Origin of the sequence: Brevibacterium oceani (genome assembly GCF_013623835.1) — a bacterium.
In the GTDB taxonomy this organism is placed as follows: domain Bacteria; phylum Actinomycetota; class Actinomycetes; order Actinomycetales; family Brevibacteriaceae; genus Brevibacterium; species Brevibacterium oceani.
In genome coordinates, this window is the sequence record NZ_JABKDE010000015.1 from 268 (window position 1) to 20,173 (window position 19,906).

19 protein-coding genes are annotated in these 19,906 nt (G+C 60.0%); 13 read left to right on the forward strand and 6 right to left on the reverse strand.

The window, feature by feature from the left end; all coding sequences use genetic code 11:
• The 10 genes from HK401_RS20030 to HK401_RS20075 all read left to right on the forward strand — a co-directional run.
• Nucleotides 1-795, forward strand: a 795-nt coding sequence (locus HK401_RS20030) for an LAVTG motif-containing sortase-dependent surface protein (protein WP_181276445.1), incomplete at its 5' end; no start/stop codon positions are given.
• A gap of 147 nt (nucleotides 796-942) precedes the next feature.
• A complete protein-coding gene (locus tag HK401_RS20035; protein WP_181276446.1) occupies nucleotides 943-1,506 on the forward strand; it encodes a hypothetical protein in 564 nt (187 codons plus the stop codon).
• The gene (locus tag HK401_RS20040; protein WP_181276447.1) at nucleotides 1,503-2,222 is read left to right on the forward strand and encodes a hypothetical protein; all 720 of its coding nucleotides are present in this window, start codon (nucleotides 1,503-1,505) and stop codon (nucleotides 2,220-2,222) included. Before HK401_RS20035 ends, HK401_RS20040 begins: the two co-directional genes overlap by 4 nt.
• A 1,721-nt stretch (nucleotides 2,223-3,943) precedes the next feature.
• Nucleotides 3,944-4,738, forward strand: a complete 795-nt coding sequence (locus HK401_RS20045; protein ID WP_181276448.1) for an alpha/beta fold hydrolase — start codon at nucleotides 3,944-3,946, stop codon at nucleotides 4,736-4,738.
• 267 nt (nucleotides 4,739-5,005) lie between these two features.
• Nucleotides 5,006-5,176 carry an antitoxin VbhA family protein gene (locus HK401_RS20050; RefSeq protein WP_258234376.1) on the forward strand — a complete coding sequence of 57 codons (171 nt, stop codon included), beginning with the start codon at nucleotides 5,006-5,008 and terminating at the stop codon, nucleotides 5,174-5,176.
• 3 nt (nucleotides 5,177-5,179) lie between these two features.
• The gene (locus HK401_RS20055) at nucleotides 5,180-6,025 is read left to right on the forward strand and encodes a Fic/DOC family protein (protein ID WP_181276449.1); all 846 of its coding nucleotides are present in this window, start codon (nucleotides 5,180-5,182) and stop codon (nucleotides 6,023-6,025) included.
• A gap of 564 nt (nucleotides 6,026-6,589) precedes the next feature.
• The gene (locus tag HK401_RS20060) at nucleotides 6,590-8,038 is read left to right on the forward strand and encodes an ATP-binding protein (protein ID WP_181276487.1); all 1,449 of its coding nucleotides are present in this window, start codon (nucleotides 6,590-6,592) and stop codon (nucleotides 8,036-8,038) included.
• A 10-nt stretch (nucleotides 8,039-8,048) separates the two neighbouring features.
• A complete protein-coding gene (locus HK401_RS20065) occupies nucleotides 8,049-9,056 on the forward strand; it encodes a hypothetical protein (RefSeq protein ID WP_181276450.1) in 1,008 nt (335 codons plus the stop codon).
• 204 nt (nucleotides 9,057-9,260) lie between these two features.
• Complete coding sequence (locus HK401_RS20070; RefSeq protein WP_309136061.1) at nucleotides 9,261-9,860, forward strand: recombinase family protein; 600 nt, start codon at nucleotides 9,261-9,263, stop codon at nucleotides 9,858-9,860.
• 278 nt (nucleotides 9,861-10,138) lie between these two features.
• Nucleotides 10,139-10,363: a glutaredoxin domain-containing protein gene (locus HK401_RS20075; protein ID WP_181276451.1), complete on the forward strand. Its 225-nt coding sequence runs from the start codon at nucleotides 10,139-10,141 to the stop codon at nucleotides 10,361-10,363.
• A 59-nt stretch (nucleotides 10,364-10,422) separates the two neighbouring features.
• On the opposite strand, the gene HK401_RS20080 is transcribed toward HK401_RS20075, so the two are convergent.
• Nucleotides 10,423-10,719 carry a hypothetical protein gene (locus HK401_RS20080; protein WP_181276452.1) on the reverse strand — a complete coding sequence of 99 codons (297 nt, stop codon included), beginning with the start codon at nucleotides 10,717-10,719 and terminating at the stop codon, nucleotides 10,423-10,425.
• Nucleotides 10,720-10,969: 250 nt separating this feature from the next.
• Here HK401_RS20080 and HK401_RS20085 point away from each other — a divergent pair, with 250 nt between their 5' ends.
• The 3 genes from HK401_RS20085 to HK401_RS20095 are packed head-to-tail and all read left to right on the forward strand — an operon-like array spanning nucleotide 10,970 to nucleotide 14,040.
• Nucleotides 10,970-11,353, forward strand: a complete 384-nt coding sequence (locus HK401_RS20085; protein WP_181276453.1) for a MobC family plasmid mobilization relaxosome protein — start codon at nucleotides 10,970-10,972, stop codon at nucleotides 11,351-11,353.
• Entirely contained in the window at nucleotides 11,353-12,969 is a 1,617-nt protein-coding gene (locus HK401_RS20090) for a relaxase/mobilization nuclease domain-containing protein (protein WP_181276454.1), read from the forward strand. The genes HK401_RS20085 and HK401_RS20090 overlap by 1 nt, the downstream gene beginning before the upstream one ends.
• A 15-nt stretch (nucleotides 12,970-12,984) precedes the next feature.
• Entirely contained in the window at nucleotides 12,985-14,040 is a 1,056-nt protein-coding gene (locus tag HK401_RS20095; protein ID WP_181276455.1) for a hypothetical protein, read from the forward strand.
• Nucleotides 14,041-14,047: 7 nt separating this feature from the next.
• On the opposite strand, the gene HK401_RS20100 is transcribed toward HK401_RS20095, so the two are convergent.
• From HK401_RS20100 to HK401_RS20120, 5 genes are all read right to left on the reverse strand, one after another.
• The gene (locus tag HK401_RS20100; protein WP_181276456.1) at nucleotides 14,048-15,268 is read right to left on the reverse strand and encodes a hypothetical protein; all 1,221 of its coding nucleotides are present in this window, start codon (nucleotides 15,266-15,268) and stop codon (nucleotides 14,048-14,050) included.
• A 93-nt stretch (nucleotides 15,269-15,361) separates the two neighbouring features.
• Nucleotides 15,362-15,964 carry a hypothetical protein gene (locus HK401_RS20105; protein WP_181276457.1) on the reverse strand — a complete coding sequence of 201 codons (603 nt, stop codon included), beginning with the start codon at nucleotides 15,962-15,964 and terminating at the stop codon, nucleotides 15,362-15,364.
• A 167-nt stretch (nucleotides 15,965-16,131) separates the two neighbouring features.
• A complete protein-coding gene (locus HK401_RS20110; RefSeq protein ID WP_181276458.1) occupies nucleotides 16,132-16,545 on the reverse strand; it encodes a DUF4913 domain-containing protein in 414 nt (137 codons plus the stop codon).
• Nucleotides 16,538-18,265 (reverse strand): type IV secretory system conjugative DNA transfer family protein, encoded by a 1,728-nt coding sequence (locus tag HK401_RS20115; protein WP_181276459.1) that lies wholly within the window; start codon nucleotides 18,263-18,265, stop codon nucleotides 16,538-16,540. The genes HK401_RS20110 and HK401_RS20115 overlap by 8 nt, the downstream gene beginning before the upstream one ends.
• Before the next feature lie 2 nt (nucleotides 18,266-18,267).
• A complete protein-coding gene (locus tag HK401_RS20120) occupies nucleotides 18,268-19,899 on the reverse strand; it encodes a putative type IV secretion/conjugal transfer ATPase (RefSeq protein WP_181276460.1) in 1,632 nt (543 codons plus the stop codon).
• Nucleotides 19,900-19,906: the final 7 nt, after the last annotated feature.

Here is a 19,906-nt window from a genome sequence, read left to right on the forward strand (position 1 = left end):
GACTCGGCTACCGCTGATGACAACGGAACCGACACCGCGACTGCTGATGACTCGGCTACCGCTGATGACAACGGAACCGACACCGCGACTGCTGATGACTCGGCTACCGCTGATGACAACGGAACCGACACCGCGACTGCTGATGACTCGGCTACCGCTGATGACAACGCCGCGGGATCGGCCGACGATAACGGCAACGAGAATGTGAACGCTGCCGCCTCGGCCTCCGCCTCGGCAAATGCCGATGACGACTCGAACCCGGCTGCCCAGGCTGCTGCTCAGGCTGCTGCTGATGACGACGGAAACAACTCGACTTCAGCCAGTGCGAACGACAACGCCGAAGCTGCCGCGCAGTCGGCGGCCAACGAGAATGCATCCTCGGAGACATCGGCCGATGCCACCTCGGAGGCGAACGCTTCGGCCCAGCAGGCAGCGAACGCTGCCGCCAACGCTGACAATTCGGCTTCGACGAACGCTGACGCGTCGGCTGCTGCCGACGCTGATTCCGAAGCGGCTGCATCGTCGGCAGCTACTGCCGACTCTTCGGCCTCAGCCTCCTCGGAAGCCGATAACTCCGCATCCGGAAGCGCTGATAACAGTGGTTCAGACAATGGCAGTGCCAATGGCTCTGGCGCCTCGGCAAACGCCTCGGGTGATAGCGATGATAACAACGCTGGTGGGAACCTTCCGCGAACTGGTTCCGACGCCTCGGTGCCGTTGATCGGAGTTGGTGTAGCACTGCTGGCCGCTGGTGCGGCAGCTGTCTACTTCACCCGCCGACGCAGCTCGATCTGAGACTGCGCAGCCAGTAGACAAATCACACATTAGCGTGGTGGGAGCAAGTAGTGAGAACTACTTGCTCCCACCACGAATGTGTTCCTGCGCTGCACTGAACTGCGCACGAACAAGCCACGCCAGACTCTCGTTCGAGGGGAAGAACTTATGAAGCTCGCATCAATCAAACGACTCCTCGCCACCGTAGCCGTCTCCGCCATCTTTTTGACTGGTTGTCAGGCCAACCAACGACCTACCGCGGACTCATCGCCGGCACCCACAGATGCCGACATTGATGTACCCACTCAAACCGAACAGCCGCCTTCGTCACCAGCTACACCGACCTATACTGATCCATCACAAGCTGATACCTACTGTGATGCCATCAACGGCCTGGTGAAGTTGAGTGATGAAGCCAGCAAAGACGATGAGGAAACGACAGTCAACCAGATGGGTACAAGACTCGACCTCTTAGTCACAGGGACTTCACGAATCGGAGAGCTTGCACCCGATACGAAGACCGCCAAAGAATGGAAGAGGGTCAGTAACGGCTACAACGAAGCGACCGACCTTTTTAAAAGCAGCGGTGGTCAAGTTTCGAACACGGACTTTCTTCTGCTCTTGTCCGAAGCAACACAGACTGCGAACGAAACCTACAGGAGCCAATCCGACGCAGTTGATGAAGAGTGTGGGGTCGATATCACCAAACTCATCGCAGAGGAGAAGAAATGAAGCGCCTCACGCTGACCGCGACCATCACCGCACTCGCGCTGACGCTTGGCGCCTGTAGCTCTTCTGGAAGCGCTGACGCGCCCGTCAAGCCACTCGATGATGCCGGCGAAAAATTAGCAATGGAACGGTTCTCGACTTTCAAAGATGACCTGAAGTCACTTCGCTCTTACCACGCAACCGGGACCGTTGATGCTGACGACGGTACACAGACAACTGATTTCACCTTCGACCGTCAGAAGGACGCTTTCAAAGGTGCGGCCTCAATCGACTCTGGTTCTCTAGACCTCAGCATCGAACTGATCAGAACCTCAGGGCTCCTCTGGATCAAAGGCCCGGAAGAGTACTGGGAGTCATTCGGCTACGACGCAACGCCTGCCCTTGGAAAGTACGTAGTCTTCCAAGCCGCACAGGGGGACCAGATCGCAAAAACCTACGATTACGACCGGCTAGTCTCCACCGTGGAATCAATGAGCACAGGAGAAGTGACCGTGGAAGGTGAAGTCGAGGTCAAAGACAGTGAATCGATCCGATACATGCTCGGAGAGGAAGGCAGATCAACCCTTCTTGATCTTCCTGCAGGAGGAGATATCAGCACTGCGACGCTCGTCAGTCGTGCCGACGATGTGGACGCCACCATCGTCATCGATGAGTTCGACGTCGAAACAGACGTTTCGGCCCCGGACCCTGATGAAGTCACCCAACCTCAAGGGTCGTAAGCGACGACGTTTGGATTCCAGAAACAATGACCGACTTTCACGAACCGTTTGCACACGCCCCGCGTCCCCACACCCTCGCCCTTACCGACGATGAGCTTCTCATCCTGATCAACGCAGGGACAACCGGCGCATTCACCACCTTCTACGTCCGCCACGCCAGTGACGTCCAAAGCCGCGTTGCCGAGAGATTCGACTACCTTGCGCGGCACCAGGCTCAACATGTCACGGCTTCAGCATTCCTCGTTGTGTTGAAGGTTCTCATCGCTGGTACGGAAAAACTCGCCGCCGGCGATGTCTTGGACCTCGTAGACAGAGTCGCTGGCGAGGTCGCAACAGGTGAGAGCTGCGTTGAAGACGACGACGCTTACTTAGTGGCTGATCAGGGGTGGGGCCATTCGACGAGCCATGTAGGGAATACTCAAAACCTGGCCGAGGCTTTTGCTTCACTGCCTAATCACTGGCAACGAATCCTGTGGCTTAAGCATGTTGAAGGATTGCCTGTGGCTAGGGTCGCGTCGCAACTCGGGAACGAAACCCGTCAGGTCGAGCGATTAGCGCGACGCGCTACACGGGAGCTTTCTCAGCGTCGGCGTTCCCGAGTCGGACATGAGGGCCGTCGTACTCCTGGCGGTCTAAGCCTTGCAGAGCAAGCGCGCTCAACGAGTTTATCAGGCAGGGCTGATGTCATGCGCGCAAATCTGGGAACTGGTCTTATCCACATCGTCCTCAGTTCCCCAACTCTCCTCGAGCAACACGTAGATTTGATTACCGGAGGGCCGACGCTCGGCACGAGCGCTGGGGCAAATATGACAGCCACCGCCTCCACCCCGACTCACAAAGAAGAACCTGCTGGTGACGAGCGTGAAGACCACACGGTCCAGGCGAGTCATGTGAGGTTGGACAGTGCAACTGCGGGCCGAACTCGCAGGGGCGTGCCTGGCCCCGCCCTGGTGGCTGTATCGATTGCAGGAGCTGCTTTATGCACATGCGTGATCGGACTGATCTTTTCTCCGTGGAACACGTCTCAAGCGCCTATGAGCCCGGCAGGAACGCCCATTGGAGAGTCCTCTTCATCGTCCGAATCGTCTCATATTGAGAAACGCGGCACAGGTGCCGACTCGAGCACTGGGAACGAATCGGGGGCTACGCCGTCCGATGATGCGACGACTAACCACCAGGAGCCGGCGGAGGAGCATGCGTCTGAAAAGAACAGCAGGGGTTCAGCGACGGCTCCGCCGACAGATGCCAGTACCCCGTCGCAATCTCACCCCGATAGGCCAGCTTCAACGTCAACGAGCGAGCCATCACATCCAGTCTCGACAAGTCCCGCGGATCCTGACCCCACCTTGAGTGACGGCCCTGCCCCGTCTGCGCCAGAGAGCCCGGCGCCGCCAGAGACTCCCTCGGCGCCTACTACCCAAGACCCCAAACCGACTGATCCGCCAGATGATACGGGCAACCCGCAGTCTCCTTCGGCGGATGCGAATGATGATAGCGAATAATGCCCATGTATAGTGTGCCTCTGCCGTCCTAGATGTCATTGTTTTTTGTCATGAGTTGAGTCTCGCCGCTCGCTGCGACAACTGTGTGTCGGAGTTCGCCGCTGTTTTGCATGTCGACCGTTGTGCGCGGTCGGCCGTAAACGATCGATTACGGCGAGGGCCCAGGTTGATCAGTGAGGTCGTGAGTGCTGTCCCGCAGCTCGCTTGTATCTTTGACGGATGGATGAGCAACGACGATCAGTGGCAGCCTCGGACGGCACGAAGATCTCATATCTGGTTTGCGACGGCGCAGAACCGGCGGTTGTAATCCTGCACGGATTGGCTGGCAGTGGCCGCGAGATGATTCCGACAGCCCGTGCACTTTCTCCTCGAAAAGTGGTTCTGATCGATCAACGGGGGCACGGTCTCAGCACGACTGAGCCCGAAGACGTTTCGCGTGAAGCGTTCGTGAGTGACGTGGCCCGAGTTGCCGAGGCAGAAGAGGTGCAAACGGTGGACCTTGTCGGCCAGTCGATGGGAGCACACACCGCAATGCTCGTTGCCGCCGCATACCCACAGATGGTTCGTCGTCTCGTTCTACTCGAAGGCAACGAGGGCAGTGGCTCGGCAGAGGAACACGAAGCTCTCGGTAACTACTTCCGGTCTTGGGAAGCGCCCTTTGTTACTCGGCAAAGAGCACGAGAATACCTCGGCGATGGCCCCCTTGAGCAAGCATGGATCGCCGATCTGGAGGAGCGCGAAGACGGCTTCTATCCACGGTTCGATGCCGACACGATGGTCCGTACGATCTCAGCAGTTGCTGAGCCGCGATGGTCCGAATGGGAAAGTGTCATCGCGCCGACGCTCGTGCTCTACGCGGACGACGGCATGTTCACCGAAGAGCAAAAGACAGAGTTCGTAGCTCGCGGGAAAAACGTTAAGCGGGGCGACCTCATCAACGCATCCCACGATGCTCACCTAGACGCCTTCGCGCAATGGACCTGCGAGCTACGCGATTTTCTCCTGCAAGACTGAGCCCACGCAAGCCGCGCCGGAAACGAACGTCTACGGGACACTATGCGCGAGGGCGACTGTTCTGTGCCGAAATTAGTGTCCCGAATGGACTGTCCCGTATTCGCGTTTCCGCTGTCTATTTCGGCACATCGGCGGTAAAATAGTACTAATAGTACTAATAGTACTAACAGGTAGAACCGTTGAGAGAGGGTGTCGATCATGGCAATAACCCACGCCCCAGCGAAGGCGCTTGACCTCGAGGCGAAATGGCCGGAAATTTTCGAGGGCATGACTGCAAGTCAGGTGAGCGATGTCGTGGAGACCGTTGCGTCGAGCTGGCATGAGGGGCGGGAACCGGAGCGTGAACACACTGCTCGCTTGGCTGCCCTTGTCCGGGGGGATCTGTCCAGAGCAGAGTACCGCCGCCTCGAGGGACTGCCGCCGTCCCGCTCCCTCTGACGCATGTCGCCACTCACGCCCGAGGAGCAGGCCCGCTGGGATTCGTACTTCTCCTACGAAGACCGGCGGGTTCTGTCTAACATTCCGGGAATCACTGACTTTGAGGAGTGGAAGCGGGCGGAGTATTCGCACGTCGAGCAGAGGTTCTTCGATCTGAGATCCGGTGAAATCTCGGTCCCTGCGACTTTCGACGTTGATCATGCGCGGGCAGTGCATGGGGCATTGTTCGAAGGGTTCTATGAGTGGGCGGGGGAGTGCCGGCAGGTGCCCCTCAGCGACGGACTCATCGACTTCGCCCCGTATGACCAGATCGCGTTAACACTGTCTGAGGCAGGGGACTACTTCAAGCAGTATTTGGAGAGCGGAGGGGACCGCGAGGCATTCGTTACCGCGGCCTGCGAAGCGACGTCCCGATGGAACTACGCCCATCCGTTCCGGGAGGGCAACGGGCGGACCATGAAAGTTGTTCTCAATCAGTTCGCGGAGTCGACACCGTGGAAGTTCGAGTTTTCGAGAGTGACACCGGACCAGTGGAATACTGCCTCAATGTTGTCGATGCCGGCGGCGGATACGCAATGGCAGCCACAGCCACAGAACCTCTTCGCGGTGTTTGACCGGATCACTGTGGACCGAGTGCAGGAGAATCACACTGGTGGTGGTGACAGTCGTGAGGCTCGATTGGAGGCTTTGCGGGAGGTGGATCCACAAGCGGCCGAGGTGATCGACCAGGCAGCGAAAAATCGCGTTGTCGGGGCCCGTCGGCGGCACGGATACACGCCGCCAGAAGCGGCGGCGACACGTTACCGGCCACCACAGCAACGTTCAACCGACCGCGGGATGGAACGATAGATGCGTCAAAAAGGGCTCTATAAACTCTATAAACTGCTATAAACCGTGTTTGAGATTCCGAAAATGTGTTATCGGTGACCACCGGGGAGGCGGGCAGTGTGAGCGTGGATAGGCATCGGCAACGTGTCCGGTTCAGAGATTTGAAGCCATACGATGTCGTGGCGAGCCTCGACGAGTTGCGTGGGCCTGCACGAGGTCTCATCAGTCTTCCTCGGTGGGTTCGATGGCAGTCCGATGGGGACGTCGACGTCGGCGATCCGGGTGGGCTGCGTATGGCCTATCAGGCGCTGCTTTCAGAGGGTACTGCTGAAGTCCAAACTCGGCTATTGAACAGGAAGTTACTCATTGCTGTGTGGCCGGAACTGTCTCTCGAAGGCCGAGTCCGTGATTTATGGGAGAGCCGATTCGGTGAACTCCGACCCGCCGATGTCTAGCGACGAGCAGATGCAGCGCGCGGCCAGAGGTGGCCGGCCATGGGCAACAGAAATAATTCACTTTATAAACCTCTATAAACTCTATAAACTTGTATAAACAGTATTCATGAGTTTCAGGGAGTGATTGTTGATGAGTCTTCCGTTTGAGATCCCGCCGGTGCCTGACGAGTCTGCCAAGAAGTCACCGTTTACGCCGACGTTCGGTGCGATCCCGCCGTTGCTGGCTGACCGGCAGAGTCTGATCAACGACTTCGCTTATGCCCTTGATAGTGGACCTGGTGCGCGGGGGAGGGCAACCCTGGTGACCGGCACTCGTGGTGTGGGCAAGTCGGTGATGCTTCGCGTCTTCCGCGACGTCGCGGATTCCAGGCAGTGGCTGACGGTGAGTGCACGGGCCACTGCCGGCTTTGTCGATCGGCTCACGACTGCTCGCCTGCCGGAGGCTCTTACGCAGCTGGATACCGCGAATACGACGCGCACCCGTGTCAAGGGCGGCAGCTTCTCGGCGTTGGGGTTCGGTGGCAGTGTGGATACGGAGACGGAGAACACGGCTCCGGTGAAGCCGGATTTCCACCATCAGCTCATGCGCACTCTCGAGATCCTTGATGAGCACGGGACGGGGCTGTTGCTGACCTTGGATGAAGTGCACCGGTCGCACTTGGAAGAGCTGCAGGAAGTCACTGATGCTCTCTCCACTGCCGTCGCTGACGGTGCACCATTCGCATTCGCGGCTGCCGGATTGCCAGAGACGATCAACGGTCTCGTCAACGATGATGTCTCGACGTTCCTCCGCCGTGCCGAGAGGGTCAACCTTGGCAACCTCTCGCCCGAGGGTGCCGCTGCGGGTCTACGAGCTCCGATCGAGGCGGCCGGTAAGCATATTGGTGATGAAGCGTTGTCGGCGGCTGTGGAGTCGTCGTCGAACTACCCGTACCTGGTGCAGCTGATCGGTGACAATTCATGGCGGGCGGCGGGATCGGCGGAAGAGATCACGCTTGATCATGTGCGTGAGGCGGCAGCGTCGGCGACGGAGACAATGTTTCGCCAGATCCACGAACCGACGCTGGCGAACCTGCCGGAACGTGAGCGGGAGTATGTGGCGGCGATGGGTACCAGCGGCGGGCCGGTGAAGACTGCGACGGTGGCCGACCAAATGGGTGTCCCGACGTCTCATGCTGGTGTGTTCCGCGACAGTCTGATCAATCGAGGTGTGATCGTGTCACCGCGCCGCGGTGAGGTCGAGTTCAACATCCCCTACACCGCGGACTTCCTGGAAGCCGAGCAGACGAAAGCGCTCGAGACGTCGACGCGCGGGTTATGGTACTCGACCCAGTCGGAGCGTGCGTCCGCGATCGCTGAAACCCCGACACAAGATCGTGAGAGCACACGTGGTGGGCAGTCCTCGGCGGCCGCCGGCAGTGTCGATGATGCTCAAGCTGTCGAAGCGATCACTCACGCTCGGAAGAACCATGCTCCCGGCTCCGCCAACTCGGCGGCGCCGGCCACGCCGGAGACGCCATCGTCGTCGGCGTATCGACCACCACAGCAACGCTCAACCGATCAAGGCATTGAACGTTAGGAGCACGATCATGATCAGTCCGAGGACTCTTCATATTTTTGAGCTCGAGGCCGATGAGCTTCCGGTGGGGGACTGGACAGCTCACCGTGGCTTGGCGCAAGAAGCCGTGGAGTATGGTTATGCCGCTGAGCTGACTCAGGAGTATGACAACGACGCTGCCACCGAGACTCCGTTGACTCATTCTCTGCGGTTCCTGCCCCCGGAGGATGTGGAGGCCTTCGACGAGGGTATTGACGAGCAGGAGTCTCCGATGGGTGGGTCGGTGACGGTCGAGCAGTTCACTCTTAACCGGCCGCATGGGTTCTATGGGCAGCGCACACCGTTGGAGCATTCCCCGGTTGCTGCGGGTGGTCCAGGTGGCGTGTACCTCGATCATGGTGGGTGGCAGTCGGTGCACTCGACGTTGACGCAGGCGCTCGAGACTGTGCTCCACGAGCAGAATGATCTTGCGTGGATGCCGCCGAAGCATCATTCGGTGTTCAATGCTGATGGTGGTCTGTGTGCAGACAATGATGCGCCGCTTCTGCTCAATGTTGATGGTTCGGTTGCTGCTGAGCACGTTCTCGACGCGTTCCGGGCAGCCGCGGTCGCCGATGGGCGGCACATTAGTGTTGCGACGGGGCGTGAGGATCTTGGGTCTGTGTTCAAAGCGAATTTCACTCCGGATGGTCAGTGGAGTCTCGGCTCCTACAACGCCACGAGTCGCAACGAGGTTGAGGGCCGTGGACCAGTGCCGGCGAGCCAGGTGACCCAGGAGATTTCGGATGCGTTCGAGACGCATGTCGAACGTGTTGATCGAGAGTCACGCGGCGAGGAGCGACGAGCTTTTGGGCAGTCGCGTCCAGATGATCAGGCCTTGGGTGCTCTTGGTCAGGCGATGAAGAATCGGCCGCCGGGTGGGGTGAAGTCTGGTTTGAATGCCCGTACGCAGTCCGGGGGCAGCGCTGCAGACGCGGCGGGTGGGTTCTCTCGTGGCCATGATTCCGGGGTGCAACGCGAAACCAGATCCGATTGGTGACGATCAGCACCTCACTGCTGCTGATCGATGAAGAGTCGTCCCAACTGGGGGTAAGGACAGCTATCACGCGGATAGTTCACGGGCATGTGCAACTTGAGTGGATCGGTTGCCCCGTGACTGTCCGCGGTAGTTTTTCTTGTGAGGGCAACTGGATTCTAGCGAAGCGAATCCAGGCGGCAGATTGTTACGAGAGGGAGTGGCTTGGTGACGGCCTATGGTTACGTTCGGGTGTCCACGGTGGATCAGAATCCGGGGTTGCAGTTTGACGCGCTGCGCGCGTTAGGGATTGATGATGACCACATGTTCGTCGATCATATTTCCGGGTCGACGAAGACCCGTCCCGCTCTTGATCGACTTCTGGAGACGATCACCGAGGGTGATGAAGTTGTCGTGTGGAAGCTCGACCGGTTGGGTCGGTCGACTCAGCATCTGATCGAGACGATCGAGATGTTTAAGACCAGGGGAGTGGCGTTTAAGTCGGTGACTGATCCGGTCGATACGACGACGCCGGCAGGCAATCTCGTGTTCCAGATCTTCGCCGCTCTGGCGGAGTTTGAGCGTGCGCTCATCGTTGAGCGCACCCAGGCCGGCCTGGAGGCCGCGCGGGCCAATGGTCGGCACGGTGGCCGAAAGTCCAACATCAGTCCGGAGGCTGCCGAGCACATTCGTAAGCTTCGCGCAGAGCAGTGGACGGTCCGGCAGATCGCGAAAGTTGTGCGTGTGAGTCCGTCAGCGGTGAGCCGTTTGTTGCGTGGCGAGATCGAACCGAATCCCGAGGTGGGGAAGAAGAAACGTTCCGCCTAGTTCCCGTAGTTGTGGTGTTTACGCTGCGGCTGTCTTGGTCTTGATGTGGCTGAGACTCCTGTGCTGCGGGTGATTTCTTCCACGATGCTGAGGTAGGCGTGCCGGTGGTGTCAATGTCGGCACTGGGTGCCCTCCTACGCCGAGAACTTTTCTCCTTCACGCTCGTTCCTCGCTAGAGAAAACTTTTCGTCTCCGTCGGGTTCCCTCGGTGACACCACCGGCACGCCTACCTCCGGGCGCTTCGTGCAATCACCCACTTTGAAGCACAGGAGGACATCATGAACATCGAATTCTGGACCAAAACGAACTGCCCAAGGTGCCGAACCACCGAACGAGTTCTCGCCGGTCGGGACGTGACGATCACCTACCGTAGCTTCGATGACGAGCCCGGTCTCGTCGACGAGGCGAAGGCCCGAGGCTTCTTCGAAGCTCCCGTCGTCATTACTCCTGATGACGCTTGGTCAGGGCACCGGCCCGACAAACTGATCGGGCTGCCGAAGTGATTCGGCACCACGAAGGCCCGCACCAACTGGTGCGGGCCTTCGTGGTGTGAGGGTGTCGTCTACGCCGACACTTCTTGACCGTCGATCGGTGTCACCGACGCCGAGGTGTCCGACTTGGTCTTGGACTTGCGGGGACCACTCTTGCGAGTGAAGCCCATCTTCTTCAACTCCGATTGCGACCAACCGGAGGCCAATGCCAGTTCGTACGCGTCCGATTCCTGCTGCTCGATCTCGCTGATCTTCGTCTGCAGTGTCGCTTTCTCGTCACCGAGCTTCGCCAACGACTTCACCGTGTCGCGGCGTTCTTTCATCATTGCTTCGGCGACTGCCAACGGATCAGTCGTGTCGGTGCTCATGATCAACTCCTTCGGTGTTTGCTCAATGATCCCAGTGTCTCATGTGGTCAGAATCGTTTCAACGGAATCCGGAAGACCGAATCCTCGATTTACCCGGCTGAGCGAAAGCTCCGCCTCACCACCGAAAGGTGCCCCAGGCGGAGCGAGCTATACACTTATCCCGGGATAAGTAGCTCGGACCCTTGCGCTGCGCTTGGGCCGCTGTCACACTGAAAGTGTGTCGTTGCACTAGGCCAGGGAGGTGAAGTCAATGTCAGAGCGCAAGCGCCAAGCAAACGTGACCGGCGGCCGGCAGGTGCGCCGTGAGGTGACATTGACTCCCGTCCAGGATGGGCAGCTCGTCGTGGCCGCCGAGCGTGCCGGACGGACGGTGCCGGCGTTCCTGGTCGAGGCCGGCTTAAAGGCCGGCGGCTACCAGACGGAGACTGAACGACGCGAGAACATTTTCGCTTTGTTCCAGCTGCGCGAACAACTCGCCCGGATCGGTAACAACGTCAACCAGATGGCGAAGCTGCTCAACGCGGAGGGTGAAGTCGACACTGATCTGCGTGCGACTCTGGCCGCTGTGCGGGAGAAGATCAGCGCCGTCGACGAGGTTGTCACCTTGTTCGCTGCGGAGGCTGAAGAAGCATGATGCCCAACATCACCCGTGGCGGGAAGATGCCCGGACTCATCATGTACCTGGCCGGTCCGGGGCGGGCGAACGAGCACACGAACCCGCACATCGTGGCAGGGTCCGATCACGTGGCCGTGATGGTTGACGCTGGTGTGGAGCTCTCCCACGATGATGCCCTCGATATTGCCCGGACTCTCGACCAGCCGAGAAAGGCATTCGGGACGAAGGTGACCTCTCCGGTGAAGGAGTGGAACGAGGAAACGGGTAAGCGGGAGACGGTGGGTCGGAAGGACTCACACGTGTGGCACTGCTCCCTGTCACTGCGAGCCGATGAAGGTCAGCTGACTGATGCCGGGTGGGAGACGATCGCGAACGAGTTCGCAACCCGCATGGGCTTCGTCGACCCCGATGGGGCGAAGTCCTCCCGGTGGGTGGCCATCCACCATGGTGCGTCGAAGAACGGTAATGACCACATCCACTTCGTGGCGCAAATGGTCACCGAGGACGGGTCGAAGGCGCGGACTCACAACGACTTCAAACGCGCCCAGAAGATCTGCGGCGAGTTGGAGAAGGAACACGGCCTGGCAATCACTGAGGGCCGCGAGACCGGGCAGGTTCTCTCGGCCGAGAAGCCAGGAGAGAAGCGCCGGGCTGAGCGTGAGCAGGCGCCGTGGGTTGAGAAGATCGAGCTGCGCCGCCGACTCCGTGCCGCTCTGGCTGGGTCCAAGTCCGAGGCGAACTTCGTGGCCCGTGTGTATGAGGCGGGTGTGATCATCCGTCCCCGTTTCGCTGAGGGTCGCACGAACGAAGTCACCGGCTACAGTGTGGCCCTGCCGTCACCAGAGGGCAGCGACCGGGCACCGATCTTCTACGCACCCTCGAAGCTCGATAAGTCACTGTCACTACCGAAGGTCCGCGAGACTCTGGGTACCTATTCGAATGGTGACCCGCAGGCTCTGGGTGTGTGGCAAGAACACCATCGGTCAGCCCGTGCCTCCTCGAGCCCACGTATGGGGGCGATGGATCAGGGTCTACGCGAACGTGTGCAGGAAGGCCGGGTCACGCACGCCGATCTCGCGAAGATCTTCGCGGCTGGGTCGATGAAGTACGAGATCGACAAGCCGGGACCATTGGCGCAGATGAGTGAGACACACGCACAGGTCGCTGCGAATCCGCCGGCCTATGGATACATGGCCCGACAGATCAACCGCGCCGGATCGAAGAACGCCTCGGAAGGGTGGAACGCCATCCTCATGCAAGCAGCCAGGCTGTCTCGGGTCATGGCTGACACCCAGTTCGGTGGCGATCGCCCCCAGCTGGCGGCGACGAGTGTCGCACTCGGGGCCATGGTCGTCGCCGAAGCCCAGACCCGCCTCGATGAGGCAGCGGCACGCGGTGCCGCCAGACGTGAAGCCATGGCGGCGACGGAGTCTCAGACACAGGGCACTGGGGTGCCGGCGTCTGGTGGTGGCAGTGGCATGACCCAGCAGGAGCTGGATCGGATGCAGTCACTGTTGCGGGCCCAACGCGGGAACAAACCAACACCGAGCACCGGGCAGGCACCACCCGTAACACCGAAGCCGTACCAGCCACCGGGGCGAGATCGTGGACATGATCAAGGCCGCGAGAGATAGGGAAGGATGAGCACCATGAGTATCAACATGAACGAAGACGAATCCGAGGTCGCCGAGGGTTTCACTCGCGTCCTGCGCACCGCGATGATGGGCAGCATGCAGGTCCGGGAAGGCATGGAACGGCGCAAGCAACAGCAGGAACGCCAGGCTGAGAAGACCGCAGGGGAACAGCAAGTGGCAGCGCGCGAGACGTTCCAGCGCAACGAGAAGGTCGCCAGCGCAGTCCAGCGCGACGTGCAGTCACCGATGTTCTGGAACCACGCCACCAACAAGAGAGTTGCTGACCTGGTATCGGTGTCTCAGGAGCTCGCGGGCAAACACCCGCAAGCTGATGCCGCGTACATGACGGCATCGGACGTGCTGCGCGATAAGCACGGCATCAACCTCGAGGCGATCATGAACGGGTCCGGGAACGGCACCGAACGCCACAACGCCCTCCTGGCCGCCCTCGATGACCACAACGCTGCAGGCCGGCTCCGTGAGGAAGCCGAAGAGGCGGACCTCGCGGCGGCGAAGTCGAAGCAGGATGTGGAGAACTCGATACCGGCTGAGGAACAGAAGTATTCCGACCATCTCCTCACCGCGGCCACCAACGAAGCAGACGCCGCGAAGATGCCCGTGGAGACGTATCTCGACTCATTGACTGACGAGCAGCGCGAGACCCTGTCTGGTGAGGCTGATAGGGGCATCGAGGACTCACCAGAACGGGACGGGCGCATCGAGCACGCGAAGGCCCAGGCTGAGGCCTCTGAGGTTCCGGAGCGTACTTATGACACTGAAGCTGAGGTGGCGAAAGATGATGCGGCCATGGCGCAGAAGTCGGAAGGGGAAAATCTGACCCGGGCTGCACAAGCGTTGCCGGAGTCAGACCATCAGCAGGCGATGGATAAGCACCTCGCGGGTGTCGCCAAGAAGGATCCCCAGGCCGCGCACGCACGTGGCCAGGCGCTGAAGAACGTCCCCGGACCAGGCAAGGACTACGTGAAGCAGTCCATGGACTCCAAAGCCACCCCGCGCAAGGCCGCAGGGCAGAAGCAGAACGCTGCACGCGAGCAGGTTCACCAGCGCTGACCTTGTTCTACTCTTTCCCGGGGGATGCATCTTTTTCGATGGGTTTAACGAACAGCCTTCGAGCCGTCTCCATTTGAATGGCCTCCTGCATCTCCTCGGGAAGATGCACGATGAACGGATGGACCGCCGTGAGAATCAGTTCGTTCTCACGAGCCGCTCGCTCCTGTTTACGATGTTGCCCTGATTCACGTGCGCAAAAGGCACCCACGGCCGCGAACCCGCCTGGAGCTGCAACCTTCTGGCCGACGACCTCCCACCAGGACAAATCTGCGCCCAAGCCGGCAAATGACATTACGGTCATGCCGACGAAGATGATGGCGGCAAGACCGAACGCGCCCACAGCCAAGTTGCGCCAAAAGTCAGCCTTCCCAGCTTGGACATTCGCATATGAGCTGTAGTACGACGACGTGGAGTCTTTACTCAACGCGGAAAGAATACCTTGGGCTTCCTTATTGGTTTGTTCGAGGCTGGAGAAGAGGCCCTCGGCTTTCTTCTCCCGTTCTTTGACGTGTTGGTCCCAAGCTTGATCGCGGCTGGTTGCCTCCTTGTCGAATTTCTCCTGGATTGTATTCAGCGCGTCGTCCAGACGAGTTTTTTGCTTCTCAACTGTGTCTTCAACCCCCGCAGTCTGCTCGCGTAGGCTCTGAATATCAGCGCGGAACTCATCAGCGGCCTCGGCGGCGGTCTTCCGCGAAGATTCCACCACTTCTGCGGATTCCTTTCGAATGTCTTCCTGCGCAGCCCGGAGTTGGTCCAAGGTTGAATCGATGGTCTCGTACGCCGTTTGCCGATATTTCTCGATCTTCTCGCGGGTTTCATTCTCGGCCTCGATGACACGTTCGCCTAATGAGGTGGCAGCTGCTTCAGCGTGCTCGACCTCGCTGGAGAGTGAATCTATGCGAGCGCGGGCTGAATCCGGCCATGAGCGCACGCTCCGAGCCAGTTCGTCCATTAAGCTCGCGCGGTCGGAGCGGCCTGAATTTGCTGCAAAAATTCGATCCACGTCCGGAGTCTGTCCCTCAATGTCTCGCACCTTCTGCAGGACGATGTTCAACGCGTGCACAGTTAATGTCGGGTCAGGCTTCTTTCGGAAAGCACCGATGCGGGTGAGTAATGCCTTAAGTTGAGCCACTTCATCGGAAGGAGAATCAAGCTCTTCTAGAACAGCGAGAGTTTCCGCAGTCACGTCCCACAGTTCATGCTCACGATAGATGTCTTGCCAACTCATATGGCAGCTCCTTTGCAACCGTTTGCGGGCAGATCCGCACCTTAGTAAGTGACTGCATTCTAACGGTAAAACTGCAGGTGGTCCGGCTAGCTGTCACTTGTTTCGGTTCTGCCACGCGGTTCTGCTCGCACGCAGAATCAGATCGCGTTTGATCAAGACTCGCAACCGATGAGCGCGCTCTGGCCCCCGCACTGCGCGGCCCCACACTGACCGGGTGAAGCGACGGATTCCAGAGCCCCTTCGTTCTAGATACTGTTTGAACGTTCCGTTCATCAGATCTTTGCGGTCCGCATGCACACACTGATGAGAGATGGCCTCGGCAGGGTTAATTAGCAGTCGCGCGAGAACGTCATTCCCTACCGACTGGGCGACCAAGATTTCATCAATGGTGGCCAACGCCTTCTTGTTCCAGCGCGCGTCGAGGAACCCGCCGAACGCTCCGATCGGTGTCATCAGAAGAACCAAGTACCCGAAGTATGCGAACTGCTCTCTACTTCCAGCGATCTTCGGATCGTTAGCCAAAGCCAACATTAACGCTGCTCCGAGCGGATACACGATTAAGCAGGCCGCGAGAAACAGTCCGAATCTACGGCGCACTGCGTCGAACGCCTCTTCACGAATAGCCAGACGCTGCACACTATCGACGAAGGTGCCGCGATGAGCTTCAACACGTGCGGGCGGATCCGTCTTTCCCAAGCGAGTCAGCAGCTCCCACGCACGCTTACGACGACTTACGGGAATCGGTGCCCACCACCGAACGATTGCACGCCAGGCCAAAGGCCCAGCGGTCACTGCGAGCCCAGCAAGGGCTACCCACCCTCCCTGGGCTGATACCCATTCGTTGAATTCCACCAGCATCGCGTCTAGAGCAGCTCCATCAGCCCGGAAGGCATCTCTGAGTGAGGCAAGGGTTCAGGCAGGTGTTCCCGCGGACCATCTCGATCTTCTTTGTGCGGGTTGTACGTGTGGAAAGGCCCGTCGGGATCCATGATGGTGCGCATCATGGGGTCGAGGTAGTCGCGGAAGAACACCACGATCGCCGGCCCGCCCTCGAGGCGCATCTTCTCCCACGAGATCCACAGCGCCTCGAGGCGCATCACCACTTCTGAATAGCGCCACCATTGTGGATCCCACCGGAACTTCGCCACGTCATCGAGTGGCCGCGAGTACGAGGGCAACAGCCAGTCTGTGACCCATTCGCCCACGTTGTCGTACACGGTCTCCGGTTCGGTTGATTCCTCGCCCTCGAGGGACTCGGCGAAGTCGGCTTCATCCATGGGTGGTCTCTCCAATCACTGACTCGTAGTACTCCTGCGAGGCTTTCGCGTCATCGCCATACGGTTTCGTCGAGAAGTGCTGCAGCGCCAGCAGCAGCGCCGGGTTACCAGAGGCAGTCATGATTGCCCGCCCCCGTGGCAGCTGCGCAATATCGGAAGTATCGAAGATCCGCTCTCGCTGAATCGAGGTGGTCGTCGACCTGCCTCCCCGCTGCGTCGACGTCGTCCGCTTCGTCACGTCGCGATCGCCAATCAGCGAGGCCAGGAACGGCAGGAACTTATCTTCGGACAGACCACTGCCGGCCACACGCACGTTCGCGGCCGACCAGAGTTTGTTCATGCCTGACTCCCCGTAGGCTTCGATGCCTTGGGAGTAGGACTGGAAGAACGTGGAGACCACGATGCCGCGTGACCCGTAGTGCGAGTACACGTCGGGCAGTTCGTGCCAGCGCACGACGTTCGCCGCTTCGTCGAGAACTGCCATCAACGGTGTCGATAGCCGCCCGCCTCGCTGACGGGCCGCGATCTCTTCGGCCGTCGTGAGTAGAGCCATGACGAGGGCCGCGGTGATTGCACGGGCGCTGCCGCCGCCCTCGCGGGAGATGAGATAAAGCGTGTCCGTGGAGGCCACGAACCTCTCGAGGTCGAGCTCGGGACGTTTGCGCGCGTTCGGGCGCACCCACGCGGCAACCTTCGGGTTGCCGAGGATTCCCACCCAGGTGCGAATCTGTCCATACACACCGTCACGCTGTTTCTCAGTGACCATCTGGTCCTTCTCCAAGGCTTGGGCGATCGAGCCCTGGCCGGCCTCGCGGAGGATCCGCTCAGCCGTGAAGTCCTTCTCATCGTTGACCCACCGGTACACGTCCGTGATCGGCCGCTCACCGAGCGCGCAGGCGTAGATGTAGCGCGACAGGGCAGTCTTCGCTGTGGGCCCGAAATAGGCGTCCTCGCGTGCATCCTTGGCCGTGGCCGAGGTGCGGAAGACGTCAGCCATTTTCTCGGCGGTCTCCATGTCGCGGACGAACGTGAGCGGGTTCCAGAACCAGGAGGGTTCTTCACCGATAATGCCCTGCACATCGTGGACCCACACAGTGCCTTTGAGCGACCTCGGCCCGCGTGTGAGGTCGACGATGTCGCGCTTGTTCGAGGTGGCCAGTGCTGGGCCTTCGGTCTCGAGGATCTGGGGCACGCACACACACGAGGTCTTGCCGGCGCGTGGTCCCATGATCCAGATTTGTACCCACTCCCACGATGCGAACAACGGCTTCATGTTGTTGACCAGCTTGCCCAACGGAACCCCCAGGCTCGCGCCAGTGGCCCCGAGGCGTTCGGCGTCTTTTGACGCCTGCTTCTCGGTGAGCTCGTCGACGTCCTTGATCCGGGTCATGTCCCGGGCCCGGTCGTCAACGCGGCTGCTGGTGTGGCGGTTCTTCTTCCACGCGAACACGATCAGACCAGCCACAGCAGCGAGAACGAGCAACTGGGCGAGGAACACGAGAATCTGCAGCCCGGTGACCGGTACGTCCCCAGTGGCTTGGCCGATGCCCACGGCGAACGGGTTCGCGGAGCCGGCGGTCTCTCGAATCGTGGGGTCGACCATCACTGACACGCAGTACATGCCGAAGAGCACGGCTAGCAGGGCGATCAGTGCCCCGATGATCATCCACCCGGTGTCACCATCGAGTGGCTGGTTCTTTCGCCCTGCTTGCTGCGCCATGGTCAGGCCGCCTTTCTCCACGCCTTGTTGGTATCACCAACACCGCTATCCATCTCCACGCTCGTCATCACCGTCCGGAACGGAACTCCCGGTTTCTTACCGATCTTGAGCAGGAACTTCCCCAACCCGGGCGGTTCGGCAGCGGTTCCTGTGTCGGGGTTGATCATGGCCTCCGCCGACCAGTCGGTGATCATCGACTTCTCCTTGGCCGTCATCGCGAACACCTCCTCGAGGTTGCCCATCTCGCGCTCGGCGAGACCACCGAGGAAGACTTGAGCGGAACGCTCCACGAAGCCCCACGCGATCTCCGTCAGGTGCGGAGAGGACAGCTTCAAGTCGCTCATCGTGTGAGTGCACATCATCTGCGCCAGACCACGCTGACGGTTCAGGCGGGTCAGCGAGTCAAGGAAGTGGACCATGACCTCGGCGGCTTTGAGCATCCTCCACAGCTCATCCATGATGAGCAGGTAGTGAGTCTGTTCTCGGCCTTCGGCATCAGCCAGGTGCTTCTCGGCCGAGACAACCGCGGATCCGTGTGCCCAGCACACCGACTGCACCGCTGCGCCGAGCTTCGCGTCAGCGTCATCAATGCCGGAAATGTCGAAGCACATGGGCCGACCGGTCTCGATGTGTTCATCGGTGTGTTCCGAGAACAGATCACCGAACTGCCCGTTGGCCGACAAGGCAATGAGACCATCGAGCAACCCACCAACACGCTCGTCGTACTTCTCATCGCTATCTGTGGCCAGAGCGATCGACCGCAGTGCGGCCGGACGGGAGGCAATGTAGTCGCGCAGCTCGTCGACGCGTCGCGTCGTGGTGAAGTCTGGATCGAGCTGGCGCAGAGTCTCTGAGAGGATCGTGCTCTCGTGCGCTTTCAGCTTGCGGTCGAGGACGAGTTCCAGGAGTCCCGAAATCGTGGTCAACCGACGGCCACGCATTTCTTCGAGAGCCTGCCGACGGCGATCGGGATCCTCGATTCCACGCAGACGAGTGATGACCGGGCCAAGATCCAACGGATTCCGATGGCCACGCCCGCGTGCCATCTTAATGACCTGCCCATCCATGGCCTCGATCAGCTCGGCATAGTCAGGCTTCGTATCCGAGAGCACCATGGGGATGACACCCCAGGCCGCGAGGATCGTGACCATGCGCCGCATGAGCGAGGACTTCCCGAGACCGGGCCGGCCGAGAACGAACCCGGAGGGGTTGAGGATGAGGTTCGCGAGGAACCAGAAGATCGGATCGGCACACACAATCGTCTGCCGCTCGAGGTGGTAGCCCAGTGGCGCACCCACGACCGGGTTGGACGAGCCGGCGATGAATGGCCACAGCCCACACACCTGCACCGAGGTGCCCTGGTACTCGACCGGGGCTTCGATGTAGTTCACATGCCCGCCGCCGGCTGTGTTCCACCCGCGCGGGCCGGGCCTCTCACGAGTTGTCGATCGGGCGTCGCGAACATTGTTCAGCCACTGCTGTATCGGGCCCGCGGTCTTGTCGGCGTTCCTCTGCTCTTTCGCTGCCTGTCGGTTCATGGCACGCAGCTCTCGCCGGGAGAGAGTCAGTTTCAGGTCGTCGTGGGCCGCGTCTACCTTGTTCTTGTCGCTTCGGCTCATCATCTGACGCATCATGATCTCA